This window comes from Orrella marina (assembly GCF_003058465.1).
Lineage (GTDB): Bacteria > Pseudomonadota > Gammaproteobacteria > Burkholderiales > Burkholderiaceae_B > Algicoccus > Algicoccus marinus.
In genome coordinates, this window is record NZ_CP028901.1 from 1,035,248 (window position 1) to 1,057,052 (window position 21,805).

General features: G+C 56.4%; 18 protein-coding genes. 8 read left to right on the plus strand and 10 right to left on the minus strand.

Going from position 1 to position 21,805, the window contains the following annotated elements:
• The first annotated feature begins 56 nt into the window (after positions 1 to 56).
• The 4 genes from DBV39_RS04600 (at position 57) to DBV39_RS04615 (ending at position 4,827) form a co-directional block, all read left to right on the plus strand.
• Positions 57 to 1,256, plus strand: a complete 1,200-nt coding sequence (locus tag DBV39_RS04600) for an MFS transporter (protein WP_108620541.1) — start codon at positions 57 to 59, stop codon at positions 1,254 to 1,256.
• A 186-nt stretch (positions 1,257 to 1,442) separates the two neighbouring features.
• The gene (locus DBV39_RS04605) at positions 1,443 to 2,393 is read left to right on the plus strand and encodes a LysR substrate-binding domain-containing protein (RefSeq protein WP_108620542.1); all 951 of its coding nucleotides are present in this window, start codon (positions 1,443 to 1,445) and stop codon (positions 2,391 to 2,393) included.
• 125 nt (positions 2,394 to 2,518) lie between these two features.
• Complete coding sequence (locus DBV39_RS04610) at positions 2,519 to 3,502, plus strand: Bug family tripartite tricarboxylate transporter substrate binding protein (RefSeq protein WP_227870810.1); 984 nt, start codon at positions 2,519 to 2,521, stop codon at positions 3,500 to 3,502.
• A 113-nt stretch (positions 3,503 to 3,615) separates the two neighbouring features.
• Positions 3,616 to 4,827 (plus strand): CaiB/BaiF CoA transferase family protein, encoded by a 1,212-nt coding sequence (locus DBV39_RS04615; RefSeq protein WP_108620543.1) that lies wholly within the window; start codon positions 3,616 to 3,618, stop codon positions 4,825 to 4,827.
• A gap of 203 nt (positions 4,828 to 5,030) precedes the next feature.
• Here the strand turns inward: DBV39_RS04615 and mnhG are convergent, their stop codons facing one another.
• The 7 genes from mnhG to DBV39_RS04650 all read right to left on the minus strand — a co-directional run bounded on the left by mnhG (position 5,031) and on the right by DBV39_RS04650 (position 12,151).
• Positions 5,031 to 5,417, minus strand: coding sequence for a monovalent cation/H(+) antiporter subunit G (gene mnhG, locus DBV39_RS04620; RefSeq protein WP_108620544.1), 387 nt, complete (start codon positions 5,415 to 5,417; stop codon positions 5,031 to 5,033).
• Positions 5,414 to 5,695, minus strand: coding sequence for a K+/H+ antiporter subunit F (locus DBV39_RS04625; protein WP_108620545.1), 282 nt, complete (start codon positions 5,693 to 5,695; stop codon positions 5,414 to 5,416). The genes mnhG and DBV39_RS04625 overlap by 4 nt, the downstream gene beginning before the upstream one ends.
• On the minus strand, positions 5,692 to 6,165 hold the full coding sequence (locus DBV39_RS04630; protein ID WP_265416037.1) for a Na+/H+ antiporter subunit E: 474 nt from the start codon (positions 6,163 to 6,165) through the stop codon (positions 5,692 to 5,694). Before DBV39_RS04630 ends, DBV39_RS04625 begins: the two co-directional genes overlap by 4 nt.
• An 8-nt stretch (positions 6,166 to 6,173) precedes the next feature.
• The gene (locus DBV39_RS04635; protein ID WP_407669241.1) at positions 6,174 to 7,799 is read right to left on the minus strand and encodes a monovalent cation/H+ antiporter subunit D; all 1,626 of its coding nucleotides are present in this window, start codon (positions 7,797 to 7,799) and stop codon (positions 6,174 to 6,176) included.
• A gap of 8 nt (positions 7,800 to 7,807) precedes the next feature.
• Positions 7,808 to 8,152, minus strand: a complete 345-nt coding sequence (locus DBV39_RS04640) for a Na+/H+ antiporter subunit C (RefSeq protein ID WP_108620548.1) — start codon at positions 8,150 to 8,152, stop codon at positions 7,808 to 7,810.
• 1 nt (position 8,153) lies between these two features.
• Entirely contained in the window at positions 8,154 to 11,225 is a 3,072-nt protein-coding gene (locus DBV39_RS04645; RefSeq protein WP_108620549.1) for a monovalent cation/H+ antiporter subunit A, read from the minus strand.
• Positions 11,226 to 11,602: 377 nt separating this feature from the next.
• On the minus strand, positions 11,603 to 12,151 hold the full coding sequence (locus tag DBV39_RS04650) for an ureidoglycolate lyase (RefSeq protein WP_159078802.1): 549 nt from the start codon (positions 12,149 to 12,151) through the stop codon (positions 11,603 to 11,605).
• A 360-nt stretch (positions 12,152 to 12,511) separates the two neighbouring features.
• On the opposite strand from DBV39_RS04650, the gene DBV39_RS04655 reads away from it, so the two are divergent.
• The 3 genes from DBV39_RS04655 (at position 12,512) to DBV39_RS04665 (ending at position 16,754) form a co-directional block, all read left to right on the plus strand.
• On the plus strand, positions 12,512 to 13,336 hold the full coding sequence (locus DBV39_RS04655) for an SDR family oxidoreductase (RefSeq protein ID WP_108623083.1): 825 nt from the start codon (positions 12,512 to 12,514) through the stop codon (positions 13,334 to 13,336).
• 20 nt (positions 13,337 to 13,356) lie between these two features.
• Positions 13,357 to 15,552: an acetate--CoA ligase family protein gene (locus DBV39_RS04660; protein ID WP_159078803.1), complete on the plus strand. Its 2,196-nt coding sequence runs from the start codon at positions 13,357 to 13,359 to the stop codon at positions 15,550 to 15,552.
• A gap of 176 nt (positions 15,553 to 15,728) precedes the next feature.
• Positions 15,729 to 16,754 (plus strand): Bug family tripartite tricarboxylate transporter substrate binding protein, encoded by a 1,026-nt coding sequence (locus DBV39_RS04665; protein WP_159078804.1) that lies wholly within the window; start codon positions 15,729 to 15,731, stop codon positions 16,752 to 16,754.
• On the opposite strand, the gene DBV39_RS04670 is transcribed toward DBV39_RS04665, so the two are convergent.
• Both DBV39_RS04670 and DBV39_RS04675 read right to left on the minus strand, forming a co-directional pair.
• The gene (locus DBV39_RS04670; protein WP_108620553.1) at positions 16,755 to 17,675 is read right to left on the minus strand and encodes a LysR substrate-binding domain-containing protein; all 921 of its coding nucleotides are present in this window, start codon (positions 17,673 to 17,675) and stop codon (positions 16,755 to 16,757) included.
• Positions 17,672 to 18,766: a threonine aldolase family protein gene (locus tag DBV39_RS04675; RefSeq protein ID WP_227870811.1), complete on the minus strand. Its 1,095-nt coding sequence runs from the start codon at positions 18,764 to 18,766 to the stop codon at positions 17,672 to 17,674. Before DBV39_RS04675 ends, DBV39_RS04670 begins: the two co-directional genes overlap by 4 nt.
• Before the next feature lie 530 nt (positions 18,767 to 19,296).
• Between DBV39_RS04675 and DBV39_RS04680 the strand changes: the two genes are divergently transcribed.
• Entirely contained in the window at positions 19,297 to 20,091 is a 795-nt protein-coding gene (locus DBV39_RS04680) for an SDR family NAD(P)-dependent oxidoreductase (protein ID WP_108620554.1), read from the plus strand.
• A gap of 88 nt (positions 20,092 to 20,179) precedes the next feature.
• Here the strand turns inward: DBV39_RS04680 and DBV39_RS04685 are convergent, their stop codons facing one another.
• Complete coding sequence (locus DBV39_RS04685) at positions 20,180 to 21,553, minus strand: M20/M25/M40 family metallo-hydrolase (RefSeq protein ID WP_227870812.1); 1,374 nt, start codon at positions 21,551 to 21,553, stop codon at positions 20,180 to 20,182.
• Positions 21,554 to 21,805: the final 252 nt, after the last annotated feature.

Genomic DNA, 21,805 nt, shown 5'->3' on the forward strand with positions numbered 1-21,805 from the left:
AGCGTCGCACCTGATCGTTGAGCTGACCCGGCTACTGGCCCATATTTCAGACACCCATGACAACTGACCCGCGTTTTTTTAACAAGAATCTGGTTCTTCTCATCCTGTGCCAGGGACTGTTTCTGATCAACAACGTCACTTTCATCGCTATCAACGGACTGGTCGGGTTCAACCTGACCCCCATTCCCTGGATGGCGACCTTGCCCGTCATGGGTTATGTGGTCGGTGGGGCGCTCTCGACTTCGCTAGTGGCCAGGACGCAAAGCCGCTATGGACGCAAGCGATCGTTCCAGATCGGTTTGCTGGTGGCAATTTTATCGTCGCTCATCTGTGCCTATGCGGCCTGGAGCCAGAGTTTCTGGACTCTGGTTGCAGGAACCTTCATCGCGGGCTACTACAGTGCCAATGGCCAGCTCTACCGCTTTGCGGCCCCTGAACTGACAGCTGCCACCCATCGCGAGAAAGCCATTTCCTGGGTACTTGCTGGGGGTCTGATCGGCGCGGTCGCTGGACCCAACCTTGCTTCATGGTCCAAGGACATCATGGCTGTCCCATTCCTGGGCCCCTATCTGGTTCTCACGATTGTCGGGATCACCGGGTTGATCGTCATGACCCAGATCTCGTTTCCAGATGAAGTGAGGTCGCAAACCACGAGCAGTTCGGGCCGACCACTGTCAGAGATCATCAGTCAACCCATCTTCATCGTTGCAATGATCGGTGGCTCGCTGGGATACGGCGTTATGAATCTTCTCATGGCGGCCACTCCGCTTGCCATGGATGTGCAAGGCTTCTCGTTTGCCGAATCGGCAACCGTTATCCAGTGGCATGTGATCGGCATGTTTGCCCCGGGATTTTTTACAGGTTCACTCATCAAGCGCTACGGCACACTGGAAGTGATGTGGGTGGGACTGCTGCTGAACATTGTCTGTGTGGTGGTGGCACTCTCGGGTACCTCCTATGAGCAGTTCCTGATTTCTCTCTTCTTGCTAGGTGTTGGGTGGAACTTCCTCTTCACAGGGGCAACCAACCTGGCGATGCAGTCCTACAGACCTGAAGAGAAAGACAAGGCCCAGGCTGCCATCAACTTCAGCGTGTTTTTCATCATGGCCGTTTCATCCTTCAGTTCCGGTGCACTGGTCACCACGCGAGGCTGGTTCTGGCTCAATGTGGGTTCCATCGTGCCGCTGGTCGTGATCGCAGTGGGTCTGACCTGGCTCTGGACCATGCGCCGTCAGGAAAGAATCAGAACCGCCTGAAGAAAGCAGTCGGTCATGACATTAACCCGATATGTGACGACTGACGGGTGACGACTGACGGGTGCTGACCGGGCCAAACCGGCACCTGGCGGATTTCGGGCGACGCGTTTGCGCCGAGCGGGCGAATGTGGCGCGGTCTGCTGCCTTACCGTGTCTGTTTCAGTCGATTTCACCGGAAAGGATGCAATGAAGCTCAGCCACCTGAAAGCACTTTGCGAAATCATTGACAAAGACTTGCATTTGTCTGACGCAGCTTTTGCACTACATCGTTCGCAACCGGCCTTGAGCAGACAAATCCAGCAACTTGAAGAGGATCTCGGCACGATTCTGTTTGAACGGAGTCGAAACAGACTACTTCGACTCACGCCCCATGGTGAGTTTATTGTCGAGGTTGCTCGCCGCATCGTAGGAGACGCGAGCAACCTTCGCCGGTTCGCGCAAGACGCCAAAGACCAGGACGTCGGTACGCTGACATTAGCCACAACCCACACGCAGGCCCGCTACACGCTACCTCGGACAATCCAGCGTTTCATGGCTCAGTATGATCGAGTAGAGCTCACGTTGTTGCAGGGAAGCCCCGTCCAGTGTTGCGACATGGTCGCCAGGGGGCAAGCTGATCTGGCCGTCTGTGCAGAAGTGTACGATCGGGACGATGTCATTCAGTTGCCCTGCCATCAGATGCAGCGCATTGTTGTTACGCAACCAGGCCATCCATTGCTGAGCCGACACCCGCTGACACTTGGGGACATTTGCCAGTATCCCCTCATCCTCTACGGAGAGGGCTTCAACGGTCGATCTGTGGTTGACAGTGCGTTTCAAGCCGCGGGATTGACACCCAAAGTCACACTCAGTGCAATTGACGCCGACGTCAGCAAGACTTATGTCGAAATGGGGCTTGGCATCGCGATACTGGCCTCGGTCACCTTCGATCCGGACAAAGATACAGGATTGCGCAGAGTGGATGCGAGTCACCTGTTCAGCTCTAGCAGCTTGTGTGTCGTAATGCGCCCGAATAGTTACCTGCGAAACTTCACGTATGAACTGATTCGATTATTTGCTCCGCATATCACCCGGATTCAGATCCAACAGGCGCTAAATCGCACCAACTTGCCATACAGCCAAACGCCCAGTCTGTAGCCTGAGTCCGGTTTCAGTATGTGAATCTTGCATTCTGACATGCAGATTTGCATTTGCCCTGACATTCTCTGCAACCTATTGTTGTCTCCTGTCGGCGTTTGCTGCTAGACCACAAGGAGACAAATATGAAACATTCATTGATCAGTTCAAGCCTCGCGATGTCAATCCTGTTGCTTCTTTCCACCAGCGCAAGTCATGCGACAACAGATAACTTTCCAGACAAGCCTGTTCACCTGATAGTTGGGTTCGGTGCGGGTGGCGGGACAGATGTGGTTGCACGCGCCATCGCAAAACAGCTATCTCTGGAGCTGGGGCAGTCTGTTGTCGTTGAGAACAGGCCCGGCGCCGGCGGATCGATTGGCGCGAGCTATGTTGCCCGGGCAAAACCAGATGGCTACACGCTACTCTTCACCAGTGCAAGCAGCGTCACCATCAGCCCGGCCATCAACCCGAAACTCGATTACACGCAGAGCGACTTCACACCGGTTGCGCAGGTAACGACCGCCCCGTTGTTACTCGCTGTCAACAAGGATCTGGGGATTCGTTCGGTTTCTGACTTGATCGCCAGGACAAAAGAGAATCCTGGCGCTTTGAACTTCGCCTCGTCTGGTCTTGGTTCTGGCCCGCATCTGGCAGGTGTTTACTTCCAGCAGGAGGCGGACGTTGACCTGACCCATGTGCCCTACAAAAGCGGCGCAGCGTCCGTGACGTCTGTCCTTGCTGGTGATACACAGGTCACGTTCGCGACAACGCCCACCTCGCTTGGCTTGATCCGGAGTGGCGAACTGGTTGGCTTGGCAGTTACTACCCGTGAGGCGACTGCTCTCGTGCCAGAACTGGAGGGCATGGCACAAGCTGGGCTGCCAGGCTACGAGATCTTCCAGTGGAATGGCGTCTTTGCGCCTGCCAACACGCCACAAGACGTTGTCGAGAAGCTCTTCACTGCCATAGAGTCTGCCATGATGAATGAAGAAGTTCAAAAGAATATTCAATCGGCTGGCACCGACGTGAAGGTTTCTGCGTCGCCAGCAGCGTTTTCTGAGTTCCTTCAGGAAAACAACAAGTTCTGGAGGGATCTGGTTAAAAGTAGTGGCGCAATCATCAACTGAGCGACAGGATTGCTCCACTATGCCATGGAGGCAGACGCCCTCCATGGCATAGTTCAGTTCGCAGGCGAGGCTCGCGTTCGAACCGGCGGGAAAATTCATAAAAGGAACATCATATGCAGGCGTTTGAAGGAATTCGGATTATTGATCTGACACGGGTTCTTGCAGGACCCTACCTTTCCTACCAGTTTGCTCTGCTTGGAGCAGACGTCATCAAAGTCGAGCCAGTCATAAAAGGCGAGTCCACTCGCTGGCGTTCCGAAGGTGATGTGATTCTTGGCAATGCGGGCATGTCTCCATCATTCATTACGCAGGGTTCCAACAAGCGCTCGCTGACGCTGGACATCGATACACCGAAAGGGCAGGAGATTTTCCTGAAACTGGTGCAAAGTGCTGACGTCGTTATCGAAAACCTTCGAACGGGCTCAATGGCCCGACGGGGTATCGGGTATGAAGATGCCAGAAAGGTCAATCCCGGCATCATTTATTGTTCGGTGACTGGTTATGGACAGAAGGGCCCCAAGGCAAGGTACCCGGCATACGATAGTGTGATCCAGGCAGCCTCAGGACTGATGAGTGTCACGGGAACCGATGCGAGTGGTCCTTTGAAAGCGGGGCCACCCGTTGTGGATTACGCAATGGGTCACGCAGGTGCATTTGCCGTTGCGGCCGCACTGTTTCACCGGCAACGAACCGGTCAGGGCCAGCACATCGATCTTTCGATGCTCGACACAAACCTGAGTCTGATGGCCTCCTTGCTAACCACGCACATGAATAGCGGCACAGTGCCAGGGCGGCGAGGAAACGAAGCCCCAAGTCGCTCTCCGGCATCCACCACATTCGAAACAAGCGAAGGATTGCTGGCAATCGCAATCAACGAACAACACCAGTTCGAACACCTGATGCAAACAGTCGGACTCGGCGACTGGCTCGGCGATGAAAGATTCAAAGATGCGGCAACGCGACGCCAACATACCGAAGTGTTGCGAGACGCCATCGCTCGTGCACTGTTGAGGCACCCGGCTAGTCACTGGGCATGTGCCCTGAACGAGGCCGGGGTGCCAGCAAGCGAGGTCGTCACGGTTGACCACGTCGTCAAAGATCCGCAGGTCGCAACGCGCGCCTATTTCAAATCTTTCTCTGCCGATGAGTGCGGTCTGTCGAAAGGCATCACCGTACCTCTGGCAACAGCCTACAAGTTCGAGACTGACGGACCCGAGATCCGGACACCCCCGCCCCGTGTGGGTGAGCATACCGAGGCGATACTCATGAATCTCGGATATAACGAAGAAACGATTGATTCTCTGCGCAAGTCCAGCATCGTCTGACCCGGGTGATTCCAGGTGATTCCAGGTGATTCCGCGCAATCCGGTTCCGATTCCCCTGGCGCGAAATGTCAGGTGAGAAAGCGCACGGTGAAGAAGTGAAGGCTGAAGGTGCGAGGTTGGGGGGACCCCCAGTAACTCAGGCCCTGGTGCCAGAGCGCGGTTCAGCGGCCGGTCAAAAGACCGGTCAAGCTGCCTGCATCCTTTTACGGCGTCTTGCCAGCCTCGGTATTGCCTTGCTCATTCGCCCGTTCCCTGGTCTTGTCCGACTGCTTTTGCAGTTCGCGCAGGACATCCCGTTTGATGGCTGCCCGCATGAGCAACATCGCTGTGATAGGGGAGGTGATGATCAGAAAAAAGCTCACCAACAGGGTGTGGGCTACAAACCTGTCTTCGGTAAAGAACGCGGTCAATATGATGGCGACCACCACACAAAACGACGCCAGCGTGTTGCCCAGGGTAGGGGCATGGATGCGGCTGTAGAAGTCGCGCAGGCGGATGAGTCCCAGCGATCCCGTGAACGCAAAGAACCCGGCGATCACCAGTAGCAGCGAGACAATGATCTCGGCCCACAAGGGCAGGTCTGTCATCATGGCTCGATCACCTCCCCACGCAACAGAAACTTTGCCATCGCAACCGACCCGACGAAACCAAACACGCAGATCAGCAAGGCCACATCAAAGTACAGTGCAGAATCAAATCTCAGACCCAGTGTGAGCAACACCAACATGCCGTTGATATACATGGTGTCAAGTGCCAGCACCCGGTCTGCCATGGTGGGGCCCGTGCTCAGACGGTACACCGCCAGCATGATGCCCAGCACAAAACAGCCCAGCGCGAAGATGGAGGCCAGATTGACAATCGAGCTCACTTGAATATCTCCTTGAGCGGACGTTCATAATCGTGCTGAATCTTGTGAATCCAGTGCGCTTCATCCTTCAGGTCGAGAACATGCAGGGTCAGCAGACCTTCTTCCTGAACGAATTCGGACCAGACTGTACCCGGGGTGTAAGTGATGATGCACGACAGTGCCGCCAGTCCATGAGGATCGGTCATGGTAAGTGGAATCCTGATGAATCCCGGCGTAGCCTGATCCCGGGTGAACCAGACAATCCTGGCCACTTCCATATTCGAGCGCAGCACATCGAGTGCGACTCTGAACACCAGTTTCAAGGCCACCAGCGGACTCGATAGCCTGGCTCTGAGCGGGCGCAACGCATACGAACCGAACCCGAAGAAAAGTGCCAGAATCAACCCCAGCACAATGTTGCCGACAGACAGGCTGTCATTGAGCAGTAGCCAGAGTCCCAGCAGCAACGTCGGTAGATAAAACCATTGCATCAGGCTCCTCATGGCAAACGCTCCGAGGAAATGATTGTGCGCCCCGGGTTCTGGCTCAGAACCGCATCAATATAGGCGCCAGGATTGTCCAGATAACTGGCCGTTCGATCCAGATACTGCATGACCGGGCCGGCCCAGACCGACATGGCAATGGTGACCACGATCAGCAAGGTCACCGGTGCGGCTTCGCTCACTCGCAGTCGCGGAATGATCAGATTGCTCGAGTTCCAGAACAAACGAACACCGGTGCGAGACAGCGCAATCAGACTCGCAAAACCGGAAAATACGACAACACCCATGAAAATCCAGGTGTTGTCGCGCAAGGTGCCGGCATCGGTCTGAAGCGCGGCAGCGATCAGTGTGAACTTGGCCACAAAACCCGATAGGGGAGGCAGCCCGGCAATGATCAGTGCGCACGCCACAAACGACAGTCCCAGAAATGCCATCACCGCGGGCATGGCTACGCCGACCACGTCGTCGCTCTTGTCGGCCGCTTTGGGGTCAGTGAGTTTGAATGCCTCCAGACTGACGGCGAGCACCTGTGCACCAAAGCGCTGGGTACGCCCGATCATCTCCAGCAACATGAAAAACGCACCAAGACCCAGCACCGACGAGATGAGGTAGAACAGGGCCGGACCAGTCAACATCACGCCAGGCATGCCGAGTGCCGCAAACAAGGTGCCCGAGGACATGATGGCGCAATAGCTGGCCTGACGCTGCGGGGGCTGGGTGGCAATGACCCCGACCACCCCAAAGCACAGGGTTGCAATGCCGAGCGGAAACATCCATTCACCACCAAATCCGGCAGGCGCACCCGTCGGAAGCAACAATGAACCGATCCGCAGCATGGCATACACGCCCACTTTGGTCATAATCATAAACACGGCAGTCACCGGAGCGGCGGCCGCAGTATACGTCGCGGGTAGCCAGAAGTTCAGTGGCCAGGCAGCCGCCTTGGTCAGAAAGGCAATGCCGAGGATCGCAGCTCCGGTTTCGAACAACCGTCTGTCTGGCCCGCTCAGTTCACCCGCGCGTGCCGCGAGATCGGCCATGTTCAATGACCCCGCAATGCCATAAATGATCGCCATGGCGATGAGCAACAGAAACGACGCCACCAGGTTGACGGCGACATAATGCAGGCCCGCCCGTACACGCTGACGTCCGGAGCCGTGCAATGCCAGTCCATAGGATGCAGCCAGCAGCACTTCAAAGAAAACGAACAGATTGAACAGATCGCCGGTCAGGAATGCACCGTTCAGACCCATCATCAGGAACAGGAACAGGGGATGAAAGTGCACACCTGCGCGATCCCACTTGGTGATGGCGTATAGCCAGGTTGCCAGCCCCAGCACGGAGGTCAGGAGCAGCATGATCGCTGACAACTGGTCAACAACAGCCACAATGCCAAAGGGTGCCGGCCAGTCACCGAGCAGATAGACACCGACGCCATCGGGCCACGGCCCTGTGACGTAGCCACCCACATAGAGAAGCAGAGCAATGGCGATAGCGAGCTGAGTCAGAATCGCAACCAGCCCCAGGAGCGTGCGCAATGCGTGGCTGCTATCACGCAACAACAACATGAGCGCCCCTACCAGCAGCGGGACGATGACAGGGAAGATAGGCAGATGACTCATGAGACCGGTCACTTGTTGGTCTCCCTTCCATCAACGTGATCGGTTCCGGTCAAGCCGCGGGCTGCCAGCAGGATCACCAGAAACAATGCCGTGGTCGCAAATGCAATCACGATGGCGGTAAGTACCAGAGCCTGCGGCAACGGATCGGCATAGTGCGCCACATCAGCAGCCCAGTCGGTATCGATCACCGGCGGAGAGCCCAGCGTGATGCGCCCCATCGCAAAAATGAAAAGATTCACTGCGTAAGAGATCAGCGACAGTCCAATAATGACCTGAAATGTTCTGGGCCGAAGCAGCAACCAGACTCCCGAACCTGCCAGAACACCGATGGCCAGAGACAGTATCAGTTCCATGTCAGTGCCCTTCCTTCAGATCAGGTGTCGAGCCAGGCGTGGTAGTTGCTGATGACCCAAAAACAGCTTTATCTTCAAGTAACTGAGCGTTGTTGTCTGCATTTTTTCTACCAGTCCCGTGGCCGGCATTTCGGCTGGCTTTCAGGCCGTTCTTTCTGCCTCCGCGGTTATCCACTCTGTTTGAGGTCCGACGGTGCACGCGTATTGACTGGTGCGCGAGTGCAATCAGCATCAGGACCGTGGCACCGATCACCAGCGTGTAGACCCCGATATCGAATAGCAACACCGATGACAAATGAACGTGACCGATCAGGGGCAACGCCAGATCCAGTGCGACCGACGACAGGAATGGCTTGGACACCCACCAGACCAGCATGGCGGCGCTACCCGCAGCCAGCAGGCCAGCACCGAGCAGAGTCTGAGGGTGAAGATTCTGGCGCGACTCCACCCAGATCACACCGCCTACCATGTACTGAATGATGATAGCAGTGGCCATGATGAGGCCACCGACAAATCCACCGCCAGGCAAATTGTGACCACGAATCAGAAAATAAATCGACACCATGGCGGCCAGCGGTAGCAGCAGTCGTACCAGCACTGAAGGAATTCGCATCACGCCGTCAGGCAGCAAGGCATCGGTACTCGGCTCACCGAACCGGTCTGACAGGGTGTGATCAGGAACATTGAACTGTCGAGCCTTGGGTAGTTGCAACGTCTCTGGAGGGGGCCGAAACCGCCTGAGCAGTGCGTAGACCGTGAGCGCGACAATCGCCAGCACGGTGATTTCGCCAAACGTGTCGAATGCCCTGAAGTCGACCAGAATCACGTTCACCACATTGGCCCCGCCACCTAGCGGAATGGACTGCTCCACAAAGAAAGATGACACTCCATCAGGCCGTGGCCGGGTCATGATGGCATAGGCAATCACGGTGAAACCGAGTCCGGCCGCAATCGCCAGAATGAAGTCGCGTGAACGCCGCAAGAACGCAAACACCACATTGCGGATTGCGGTCTCGTCCTCTCCCTCAACCGGGACCCGCGGTGGCAACCAGCGCAGACCGAGCAGGATCAGCACCATGGTAACCACCTCGACAGTGAGCTGGGTCAGTGCCAGATCCGGTGCAGACAGCCAGGCAAACGTGATGACCGTACAGAGCCCGGCACCACCCGCAAGCAGCAGCGCAGAAGGGCGATGATACTTGGCGCGCACCGCGGCACCAATCGCGCAAGCCACGCCGCCAATCCACAGCATGGCAAAGAACGGCTCCGGCGTGGTCCAGACTTCTGGCTTGAGCCACTCACCGCGCAACAGCGGTAGCATCGCGACCAGCAGTGTCACAAGCACAAGGATGAACAACTGCACCTGCAGGCGTGGCGACTGGGTCCACTTCAAGACAAATCCACTAAACCGGTCGAGCCACTCCATTATGGCTTCAAAAACTGCCTCGCCATTGAGGCGGTGAATGAACGGCGTTTTTCCGGGATGAGAATGCTGGCGGGCTCTGAACAGGTAGAACACTGCAATCCCGCAGACCAGCGCGACAAAGCTCATCAACAAGGGCAGGTTGAGCCCGTGCCAGACCGACAGGCTGTAAACCGGCGCATTGTCGCCAAGCAAAGCATCGACCGCGGAATGCAGGAACACACCCGGCAGCACCCCTGGAAGCATCCCCACCACCAGGCAGGTCAGCACCAGAATCGCGCTCGGGATCAGCATCATAAGCGGCGGCTCATGGGGTGCACGCGGCAGGTCCTGCGCAGGCTTGCCAAAAAACACAGTGCGGATGAATCGTAACGAGTACGTGACACCGAGGGCGCCTGCAACCACTGCCAGCAAAGGTAAACCCACGCCGACCATGCCATGCTCACTGGCATAGACTGTCTCGGCAAAGAACATCTCTTTGGAAATGAAACCATTCAGGAGCGGCACCCCCGCCATGGCGGCTGCGGCAACCACTGCCAGCGTGGCCGTGATCGGCATGCTGCGCGCCAGCCCCGACAGACGCTGCATGTCGCGCGTACCGGTTTCATGATCGACAATCCCCGCCGCCATGAAAAGTGACGCCTTGAAGGTGGCGTGGTTGATGATGTGAAACACCGCCGCCACCAGCGCGAGCGTGCTGTTCATACCCAGCAGCAACGTGATCAACCCAAGATGACTGATCGTGGAGTAGGCCAGCACGCCCTTCATATCCGTCTGAAACGTCGCGGCATAAGCGCCAAGCAACAGACTGGCCGCACCGGCAGTACCCAGAATCAACGTCCATTGCGGGGTACCTGACAGAACCGGCCACAGAAGCGTCAGCAGAAAGACGCCAGCCTTGACCATGGTCGCCGAGTGCAGATAAGCCGAGACAGGAGTGGGTGCAGCCATGGCGTTGGGCAGCCAGACGTGAAATGGAAACTGCGCGCTTTTTGTGAGTGCGCCCAGGGCAACCAGAATCACGATCGCGGTGTACCACTCATGGTTACGGATGACATCACCGGCTGCGTACACATCGTCCAGATCGTAGCTACCGACCACATGTCCGAGCATCAGCATGCCCGCAAGCAGACACAAGCCGCCCGCACCAGTGATCGTGAGTGCCATACGAGCCCCACGCCTGGCATCAATCCGGTGATGCCAGTAGGCAATCAGCATGAACGAAGACAGACTGGTCAACTCCCAGAAAATCGCCAGCTGCACCAGGTTGCCCGACATGACCACACCTAGCATCGAACCCATGAAGGCCAGAAAGAACGCAAAAAAGCGTGCGACCGGATCGTCGGGCGACATGTAGTAGCGTGCGTACAGGGAAATCAGAGCGCCGAGTATCGTGATGATCATGCCAAACAGCCAGGTAAACCCGTCTAGCCTCAGGCTCAGGTTCACGCCGTGTTCGGGCATCCAGGCCACGCTGGCGCGCGAGACTTCACCGTCAAGAATGGATGGGAAGTGGCTTGCGAGCAGAACAGCACAGGTCAGTGCGATCATTCCGCCAAGCCATGACTCGAGCTTGCGAGCATTCTCGGGCAGGCATGCGGCAACCAGACTTCCCAGAAATGGCAATGCAAGGATCAGAACAAGTGTCATCAGGCAGTGGGAGGAGTGTAACTGGCGGAAAGTGGACTAAAACCCACCCAATGATACGATGAAAAAAAACAACTTTAAGGCCAGATGCAACATTTTTTAACGTAGTTTGCGCTGAAAGCGATCGTTTGACGACTGCCTGGCATCCATCTGCCCATCAGCAGTCACCTCGCTGATGGGCTGAGTGGCGTTTCATCCGTCTACAGGCAAGTCAGACCATCAGGCCAGACCATCAGGCCAGACCATCAGGCCAGACCATCAAGCCAGCTTTGCTGACTGCACAGGTGCAGGTCAGAGGCCGGGATCTATAAAGCAAAGAATGACAAATCGTACACACAGCATAAAAGCACGGCGTGCACCATTCACACCAGTCGCTGCACTCAAGGCCATCTGACCTCGAAAGGCAGAACGTCCACAAACTCCTCATCCGTAGAGGAGTCGTCACGCCACATGAAGACGGCGAACGGGCCATTGCCCTCCAGCACCGTCAGACCGTGATGCCAGGTATCAGGTCGATAGGTGACCCCTTGCTGCCCATTTGCAATAAAAGCCTTCGTTTTATCGATATCAGGTCCGGGTCCCTGCGACGCATGCAGATGAGGACTGACTATCACCAGCCATTGAACATCGGCAACTGGAATAAATGTCTGAGAGGAGTATTCGTGCCGCTCCAGCGTCTTGATGACGAGCGGCGTGTCGGATGGCACAGGCTGTGCCACCATGATCGAGACGCTGGGTCTGGCCGTCTGGCGAAGGTTGCCAAGCGCCTGATCGTAATAAGTTCTGCCCGGAGCATGCTCTATGACAATGACCTCACCAAACGGTGCAAACACCTCTGGTGTTAGCGGCTGAGCGACCACAATCCGGGGAACGATCCGGTATTCCCCAGGCCGGGTTGCATCTGGGGAACGGTTGCAAGATTCTGGCACAGTGCTGTCTCCATCAGTTTGTGTCGCCCACCTTAGAAGGGCTGGGTATCGCGCATCGCCCGACTCTGCATCCCAAAGCAAATACGGGAAAGCAAACAAAAAAGAACAAGATAAGCAAGAACAAGATAAGCAAATTTCATGCCTGACCGGCCATATCTGATGTTTCGGAGGTCACTGATGAGATCTTTGTTCCTGAGTGTCGGGATGCTCTTCAAGCGAACTTTCAATCCAGATGCTTGCATATTGCAAAAAAGACAATAAGCGTTGCCGATTCCGGAAAAGACGTTGCAGCAAGACTTCTACACTGGACAAGCATCAAACGCTAACAACAACATCACAATCGGCATGCAGGAGGAGCATATGGAACACAAACCAGTCCCAACGCAGGACATTGCATCACGCCTTGTTCTGAACCCATCCACCTTGAAAGGGCGTACCGCCATCGTCACCGGCGGCAGCTCCGGCATTGGCCTGGGCATTGCGCAGGTTTTTGGGCTGCTGGGCGCGAAGCTGGTCATCGTGGGCAGAAAAGCTGACAAGCTGGATGAGGCCAGGAGCTTGCTGGCCGAAACGGATGCTGAGATTCTGACCATTGCATCCGATGTGCGCAGCTATGAGGCAGCCACTGATGTCATGTCAAGGACCATCGAGCACTTCGGTGCCATCGATATTCTGGTGAACAACGCCGCCGGAAACTTTCATTGTCCGTTTGAAAAACTCTCGCCCAATGGCTGGAAAGCGGTGATCGATATCGACCTGAACGGCACGTTCAATTATTGCCACGCAGCCTTCGAAGGTCTCAGGCAATCGACGTTCGGTGGGCGGATTATCAACATCTCTCTGGCGCAGGTGCTCTCGGGATGGCCTGGCAGTGCCCACGCAGCCTCCGCCAAAGCCGGCGTCACAACGCTGACCAGAAGTCTGGCCGTCGAATGGGGCCCTCATGGCATTCGCGTCAACAACGTCCTGCCTGGCCCGATCGAGAATACCGAAGGCCTTGCACGCCTGTATGAGGAACGCGGTCAGGCAGAAAAGGAACTCGAGCGGGTTGCAGTCGGGCACTTCGGGCAAACAGATGATATCGGACAGGCTTGCGCATTTCTCGCATCAAGTGCCGGGAATTTCATTACAGGCTGCGACATGACCGTTGATGGCGGTCGCTGGCTCAAACGGTCATGGACCTGATTGAATCGAGTCACAACCATATGTCTTCTCATGATCACTTAACCCCCTTGCCACTCGACATCATGACTCACCCACTTCAGTCCATGCTCAACCCAGGCACCATTGCCGTGGTGGGTGCCTCTCCAAAACCGGGCTCATTCGGCGGAGCAGTACTCGCTAATCTCGCCCAGCATTTCAGAGGCAAAGTCTGTGCTGTCAATCCTCAGTACAAAGAGATCAACGGCTATGCGTGCTATCCAGACCTTCAGGCACTCCCGGAGAAACCAGACTGCGTCTGCATTGCCGTTCCATCGCGAGCCGTTCCCGATGTCCTGCTTCAGGCTGCAGACTGCGCAATACCCAGTGCCATCATATTCTCGTCAGGGTTTGCGGAGACTGGAACCCCTGAAGGCATCGCCCTGCAGAACAGAATTGCCGAGATCGCGCGGACACGAGGCATTCGCGTGCTGGGTCCAAACTGCACCGGAATTGTGAATGTTCGATCCGGGGCAAGCTGCAATATCCTGCCTAGCGTCAAGTTGCTTCCACTGGTACCCGGTGACGTCGGGCTGGTTGGGCAGAGTGGTGCGCTCGGATACGTCGTGTTTCAGGCCATGCACCGCGGAGTTGGCTTTAGCCACCTGATTTCCACAGGCAATTCTAGCGACGTGGATATCGCCGATCTGATTGACTACTTGATCGATGATCCGCATACCAAGGTAATTGCGACATTGTTTGAAAGTGTGCCGGACGGTCCCCGCTTGCGTGCGGCGCTGCAACGCGCGTTCGAAGCTGGCAAGCCAGTTGTGGTCTACAAGATCGGGGTGACTCAATCCGGCCAGAAAGCAGCACTATCGCACTCTGGCATGCTGGCCGGTGACGCCGCAACCTACCAGGCGTTGTTTGCACGAACAGGTGCAATCCAGGTCGACTGTTTTGAAGCTTTACTAGAAACAGCAGTGTTTTTCGCGCGATCAGGAACTCCGACGATGGACTCAGGCGTGGGCATCATCTCGGGGTCAGGTGGTTCGGTCGTCATGGCCGCTGACAAGGCCGATACGTACGGAATCAGCCTGCCAGAACCCCAGCCCGAAACCGCTGCGGCCTTGCGTCAGCGCTTGCCGGCGTTTGCCAGTTTTGCCAATCCTGCTGACATCACTGCCGAGTCCATCCGTGATGAAGGAATGTACGAAGAGTGCGTGGAGATTTTCGCGGCTGATACCGGGTTTGCAGGGATCGTGATACTGATGCCATCTGCACATGGAGAACCAGCGATACGTCGCGCGCAAGGTATCAGTGAACTGGCCGGGCGGCTCGAGAAGCCGCTGAGCCTTGTATGGATGAACGAATGGTACGAAGGCATTGGATCCCGGGTTTATGACCAGAGTACCACCCTTGCCGTATTTCGATCACTTGACCGGTGCATGAGTGCGTACCGTCTCTGGTTTGAATACGGGCGCAAAAGGCGTGAACTGGCCAATCAGGAAACGCTCGGCCACACATCAGACCCCACCGAGGGGTTCGACCAGCAAGCAGCCACCGGACAAGCCAGGGACTATTTGCAGGGGTTTTCACCTGGGGCATGTCTGACGGAAACGCAGACCCGCCACCTGCTACAGATCTGGGGCATTGTGTGCAACGAAGAGGCGCTGTGCACGTCACCCGGGCAAGCGGCCGAGAGCGCATCCCGAATGGGATACCCGGTGGTTGCCAAGATTCAAGCACCGGACATCCAGCACAAGTCCGATGTCGGCGGCGTGAAGCTCGCTCTCCAGGACGAACAGGCGGTACGCAAGGCCTACGTCGACATCCTGAACTCGGTATCAGGGCTGGATTTACCGAACGGCATTCAGGGCATCAGTATCCAGAAAATGATCGAGCCGGGTGTCGAGATGTTCGTTGGTACCCGTCTCGACCCGGCATTCGGACCCACGATTGTCTACGGTTTCGGAGGCACGCTGGTGGAAGTTCTCAAAGATGTCGCTGTCAGTCTGGCACCTGTCAGTGCACAGGAAGTGCGTCGAAATCTGGATGGGCTGAAGATGCGCAAACTTCTTGATGGTGTCCGGGGCGCCAAACCGTGCGACATCGAACATTTCGCTCAACAAGTCGCCAGAGTGTCCGAAATGGCGGCAGCCCTTGCCGGGGAAATCACCGAGATCGATATTAATCCCATCGTCCTTCACAACAAGGGAGGGGTGGCAATCGATGGTCTGGTGGTCCGGTCTGAGGCATAGGCATTCTTGGACAAACCACATTATGAACGCCCGGGATCAGTCTTCAGGATTCAGACACCCTCAGTCCACCGATCCTTAAATCTGAAATTTCATTTAGAACGATCAATCAGGCAGCTTTCTTCATACCCGATTTCTTGCTTACACGTTTGCACTACACAACCACAATGGAGACAACCATGAAACAGATTTGCAAACAAACCCTCGAATGGATCGTTTCGACCAAACCACGTAAGTCGCTTGGTAAATCCCTGCTGATCGGAACTACCGCACTATTTGTTGCGGCACCGGTGGCCAGCCAGAACGCGGACAACTGGCCCGAGCGTACTGTGCGAATCATCATTCCGTACACGCCAGGCGGCGCAATCGATACCATGACCCGGCTCATCGCGCCTCGCCTGGAAAAAGAACTGGGCCAGCCGTTTGTGGTCGAGAACCGACCGGGTGCAGGAGGCGTGGTCGGGACAGAAGCCTCAGCGCGGATGAATGACGGCCACACACTGCTGGGTACGGCCATGGGCCACGTCATTGCACCCCATCTGCATAGCAAGTTGAACTATGATCCACTCGCTGATTTTGATGGAGTGGCGACCATGGCCGTGGTGCCCAACGTGCTGGTCGTCCCAGCCAGTTCGCCGTACCAGTCCGTGGAGGATCTGCTGGCAGACGCCCGGGCCAACCCCGGTAAGGTCACCTACGGTTCGGCAGGAACAGGGACCTCGCTGCACATGGCCGCCGCAATGTTTGCCGCCATGGCAGACCTGGATCTAACCCACGTCCCATACCGCGGATCGGCACCCGCGATCATGGATCTGGTTGCCGGTCGGATCGATCTGATGTTTGACAGTTCGACTTCGGCCGCGCCGTTTGTTGCGGACGGTCGTTTGCGTGCGCTCGCTGTTGCCACGTCGGAAAAAACCGATGCCTTCCCTGATTTGCCGACGATTGGCGACTCAGCCGTTCCCGGCTACGAGGTGGACTGGTGGTATGGCATTCTCGCACCCAAAGGCATGTCGGATGCCGCAATCCAGAGACTGTCTGCAGCCATCGCCACTCAGATCAATGATCCGGATGTGCAGGAAAGTTTCCGCAAAATCAAGATCGAGCCACTGGTCATGACGCCTTCAGAGCTTCAAAGTACCATGCAGTCGGATGCCAGCCGCTGGGGCGATCTTGTCAAGCAACTGGGTATTGAACCGAACTGATCAACCAGGCAGGGAACCGGGCGACCAGGCACGACAGACCTGCCTGGCAATCTCCAGAAACTTGCTCAGAGGTGGCTCTGGTATGCCTCGTCGGTACGCGGCATACAAAGGTACAGTGAGCCGGGCATTTCCGGCCACGACAGGCCGGCAAACCAAGCCGGCGAGACCCAGCTTGTGAAGCGAGGCCGCGATGAGTGTGACACCCACATCCAGCGCGGCCATCGCAGCTGCCGACTGCATGTCGTCTGTTTCCTGCACGATGCGCGGTGCGAATCCTGTCTGATGACAGGCTGCCAGGATCAGATCGCTGGCACTCATCTGTGACTGACCAGTGTAGGTTATGAAGCCGTACCCCTTCAGATCGGACAGCTGTATTTCCGTTTTTGCACCGAGCGGATTCTTCGGTCCCATTGCCACCACCATGGGTTCGCTTAGCAGCAACTCATAACAAAACTCAGCATCCTGAGATAACGAGCGAACGAGCGCGACATCCAGCGAACCGTTCCTGAGCGCCTGCAGTTGTTCGAACTTCGAGCGCATGTGCATCTTGATGGTAATGTCGGGATGCCTGGCACGAAACTGCTCAAGTAGTCCTGGCAACACACCGAACATGATGGACGGGTTGATTCCAAGCGCAAGCGAACCCACCTCACCCTGGGATGCCCGCCTCGCGAGCCTGACCGCCTCGTGAACCTTTTCCAAGGCTGGTGCGATTTCCTTGAGCAAAACCTGACCTGCATGTGTCAATGCGACGCTCTGGGTACTCCGCCGAAATAGTTCGAACCCGAGTTCATGCTCAAGCTGACTGATCTGGCGACTGATGGGTGACTGAGATCGATTGAGCCGTCTCGCAGCCCGCCCGAAATGCAGTTCCTGGGCCACTACCAGAAACGTCTCGAACAGATTCAGGTTAATACTCATTCGCAAAGCACATGGCTGACTGCCTTCATGGCCAAATCCAGCCCGCCGTCATCGACATCCCGATGAAACACTGCTCGCATCCGTGTGTCAGATGATGCGCCAATCCTCACCCCGTGATCGAGCAAAGACCGGGCAATATCCGGTGCCCGCTTACCCGTGCCGCTCACATCAAAAAACACCAGATTGGTCTGGATCTTCTCATGGATCAGACGCACCCCGTCCAGGCTCTTAAGGAACGCACCGAATGTTCGGGCCCTGCGATGATCGTGGGCGAGCGGGTCAATATTATGTTCCAGTGCGTACAAACCGGCGGCGGCCACAATGCCCGCCTGGCGCATCGCTCCACCAAAACGATGCTTCCACACGTTGGCCTGGTCAACAAAGGCCTGGCTTCCAGCCAGCACACTTCCGATCGGACACCCGAGCCCCTTTGACAGATCCAGCCAGACCGAATCGCAGGTAGCGGCATAGTCACGCGCACTCACACCGCTTTCGACGACCGCATTCATCAGTCGAGCTCCATCCATATGCATTACGAGGTCATGCGCCCTCGCAAATCGAGAGACATCCTGTAGCACCTCAAGTGGCCAGATTGAGCCACCGCCAAGATTACTGGTCTGCTCGACAGACACCACCCGGGATCTCGGCGTCTTGACCCGTTGTGATCGCCACTGGGTTTCAAGATCCTCTACCCCGAAAATCCCGTCCTGACAGTCAATGCCCATCACAAATGCCCCCGCAAACACCGCCGCACCGGCTCCTTCATACTCGATGATATGCGAGTTTCGGGCGGCCAGAATCGCGTCACCCCGATCGCAGTGAACCGCCAGCGCAATCTGATTGGCCATGGTGCCACTGGGTAGAAACAAGGCTGCCTCCTTGCCCAGCAGATCGGCGACACGGGCTGTCAATGCATTGACACTTGGGTCTTCACCCAGTTGTTCATCGCCAACTGGCGCCTGCGCCATGGCCTGCCGCATCGCATGGCAAGGTCGGGTCGAGGTGTCACTGACGAGATCGACGCGCAGGGCGGGCATCGCACCCGAAACCGGCGAATCAGGTGAGACGACTGGGGATGGAGTGGATGGCATGGATGAGGGCTCCTCGACAGAGAATCAAGATTCGTTAAAAAGTGAAAAAGCGAAAGATGTGAAGTACGTGAAACACATGGCGGGCAGCAAAGTGCGCTAAAGATCTGAAACAGGAGGGATGTTCACGGAACTCGGTTAATGCAATGACGGCAAATGAAAACGGTGCAGGAGAAAATTAGAAATTGCAGACATGAAGTCCTGAGACAGCCTGTGGAGTTCTTCCCAGGTCAGTCGCCACTCATGACACCCACTGATCAACGCCGCGTTGCCTCATGATCCGCGCCACGGCAAGTTTAAAGTGTCGGCGAACCAACGCCACATGACAAGAGGTGGCACAGCACGCGGCGAGACCGGTCAGGGGCAGGGACCAACACATGCAGTCAGTCGGTCAGGTGGAGACTCCGAAAGCAAAGCTTTTGTTTGGGTTAATCCTGATCTGTCGCAACAAAAATGCTGCGCTGCAACTGCTAAACTTTGCTGCGCCGCAAGATGCACTGCGGTCCATTTGAACCACGAACGGATGTGATCCTATGCAATTAGAAAACAGTGTTGCTCTGGTAACTGGCGCAGCCAGCGGAATCGGTGAGACCACCGCAAAGACCCTGGCAGCCAAAGGCGCCCGCATTGCCCTGGTCGATCGGGATGAAGAACAGATCGAACGCGTCATGCAGGACATACTGGCTGCCGGTGGACAGTGCGTTGCGATTGCCGCCGATGTGACATCAGAGGAAGACACTGCCCGCTTTGTCGCCAGGACAGTCGAGACATTTGGTCAACTCAACATCGCAGTCAGCTGCGCCGGCATCATTCGGGATGGCACCATGCTCAACCTTGATCGCGAGACCGGAAAGGTTTCGCGCAAGCTGAGTCTTGATAAGTGGAACTCGGTGATCGACGTCAATCTGACTGGCACATTTCTCACGCTGCGTGATGCAGCCGAGGCAATGGTCAACGGCGGATGGGATGGTCTGCTCGTACCGATTTCGTCAGTCAACAAGATCGGACAGGTTGGGCAGCTGAACTACTCTGCCACCAAGGCGGCACTCGAGCGCTTCCCCAAGATCATTGTGGGCGAGTTTCTGCTGCGCAAGATCCGGCACATCCGCTGTGTCGGTATCGCACCTGGCTACACCGAGACCAAAATTCTGACCGAGATGAACCAGGACGCCCTGCAGGCCATCCTCAAGGACGTACATCTTGGCCGACTGATCAAACCGCAGGAAATCGCCGACATGATCGCCTACTGTGCGCAAAATGAAGCACTGAACGCGACCACGATCGAGATCACCGGCGGTCTGTGCTTCCCCGGCAATATTGCCAAGTAAGCGCTTGAAGACCAGCGCGTCTGGAGACCCGCCTGCTCGCTTGCCGTCATCGCGTCAGTGAGATGAACGTCTGGCAGTGGGCGCGCAATCACGCTTGTGCAGTCTGACTCGATAGTGGTTCCGAACCTGGGTCGGACAGAAGGTCTGCCAGTGTTCTGGCAACAATGCATGTGGCAGCCTTCAGGTCAGCCAGGGCAATTCGCTCATCCGGGCGTTTGGCGTTGGACTCAAGCACCGTTCTTGGCCCTGCGCCATAGATGACACCTGGAATGCCGTGCTGCGCATAGAGGCGCACATCCGTGTAAAGCGGTGTGCCGACAGCAGGAATGGCTTCACCCAGGACTGACTGCGCATGTTTTTGAATGGCTGTGACCAGCGGCTGGCTTGCAGGAAGTGGACGCATGGCGTGAGCGAGCAATAGCCGCCTGATCGAAACCTGCACACCGTCCTGACCCGGATAGTTCTGATCGTTGAAGGTCTGAACCGCCTTGCTGATGACTTCACGGATCTCCGCTTCGACTTCGGACGGGTTTTCTTCGGGGATCATCCTGCGATCAAGCTTGAAGCTCACTGTGCCCGGCACGACATTGGTGTTCGTTCCACCTTCGATACGTCCGACATTCAGGTAAGGGTGCGTGATGCCTGGCACCCCCGAAAAAACTGACTTGTAGTCCTTGTTGCGGGCGTACAGGGCCTGGAGTATGTGTACCGCACCCTGCAAAGCATCGACCCCGGTATCGGGTATGGCCGCATGCGCCATCTTTCCACAGACGCTCACCTCCATCTGCAGGCAACCGTTGTGCGCGGTCACAACCTCATAACTGAATCCTGCCGCCATCATCATGTCCGCATGCGTGTGCCCGTGGCGAAGCAGCCATCCGGGGCCTAGTTCGCCACCAAACTCCTCGTCATACGTCAGATGCAGTTCCACGCAACCTTTTGTGGGGCGTGCGCATGCCTCGAGCGCACGGATGGCAAAAATATAGGATGCAAAGTCGCTCTTGCTGACAGCGCTGGCTCGACCATAGAGGAAGCCGTTCTCAATCTTGCCGCCATACGGGTCATGCGTCCAGCCATCGCCTGGAGGCACCACATCACCATGCGCATTGAGCGCAATGGTCGGGCCGCCGCTGCCATAGTCCCGACGCACGATCAGGTTGGTGATGCTCTGCATGCCTGCGGCCTGAACATCAGCAGCAGGCACCGCAAAGCGTTCGACCGTCCAGCCCAGTGACTCGAGATATCTGGCCGTGACTTCCGCATGTGGTGCATTGTCACCAGGTGGCGTATCTGTGGGTGTCTGAACCAGCTTCTGGAGCAGGGCAACCTCCTCCTCAAAATGCTGGGCAACCCACGCGTCAATCAGAACCTCTTTCGGTGTTGATTCGGACGAAGAAGCCACTGCCGTATTGATCTGCTGGTTCATGGTCTGTTGGTGCGAGAGGCCAGAATGTTGTGTCATGGTGAATTGGAACGGAAAGAGTGTGTTGCTTGATTATCTGGATAAAGTGGAGCGTGATTACTGCGGGCACTACATGCGGGAACTCAATGCGTAAGCAAAGAATCCATAAGAATCCATAAGCAAGCAACATGCCAGCGGTGAGAGCGATCAATGCAGAGTAACGGCCGCAGTGCACGAGGAGTAGGGCGCCAGACAGTGGTTGCAAGTAATCTGGCACCAGAAGTCAGGCACTACTGGACCTGCAGCCATACC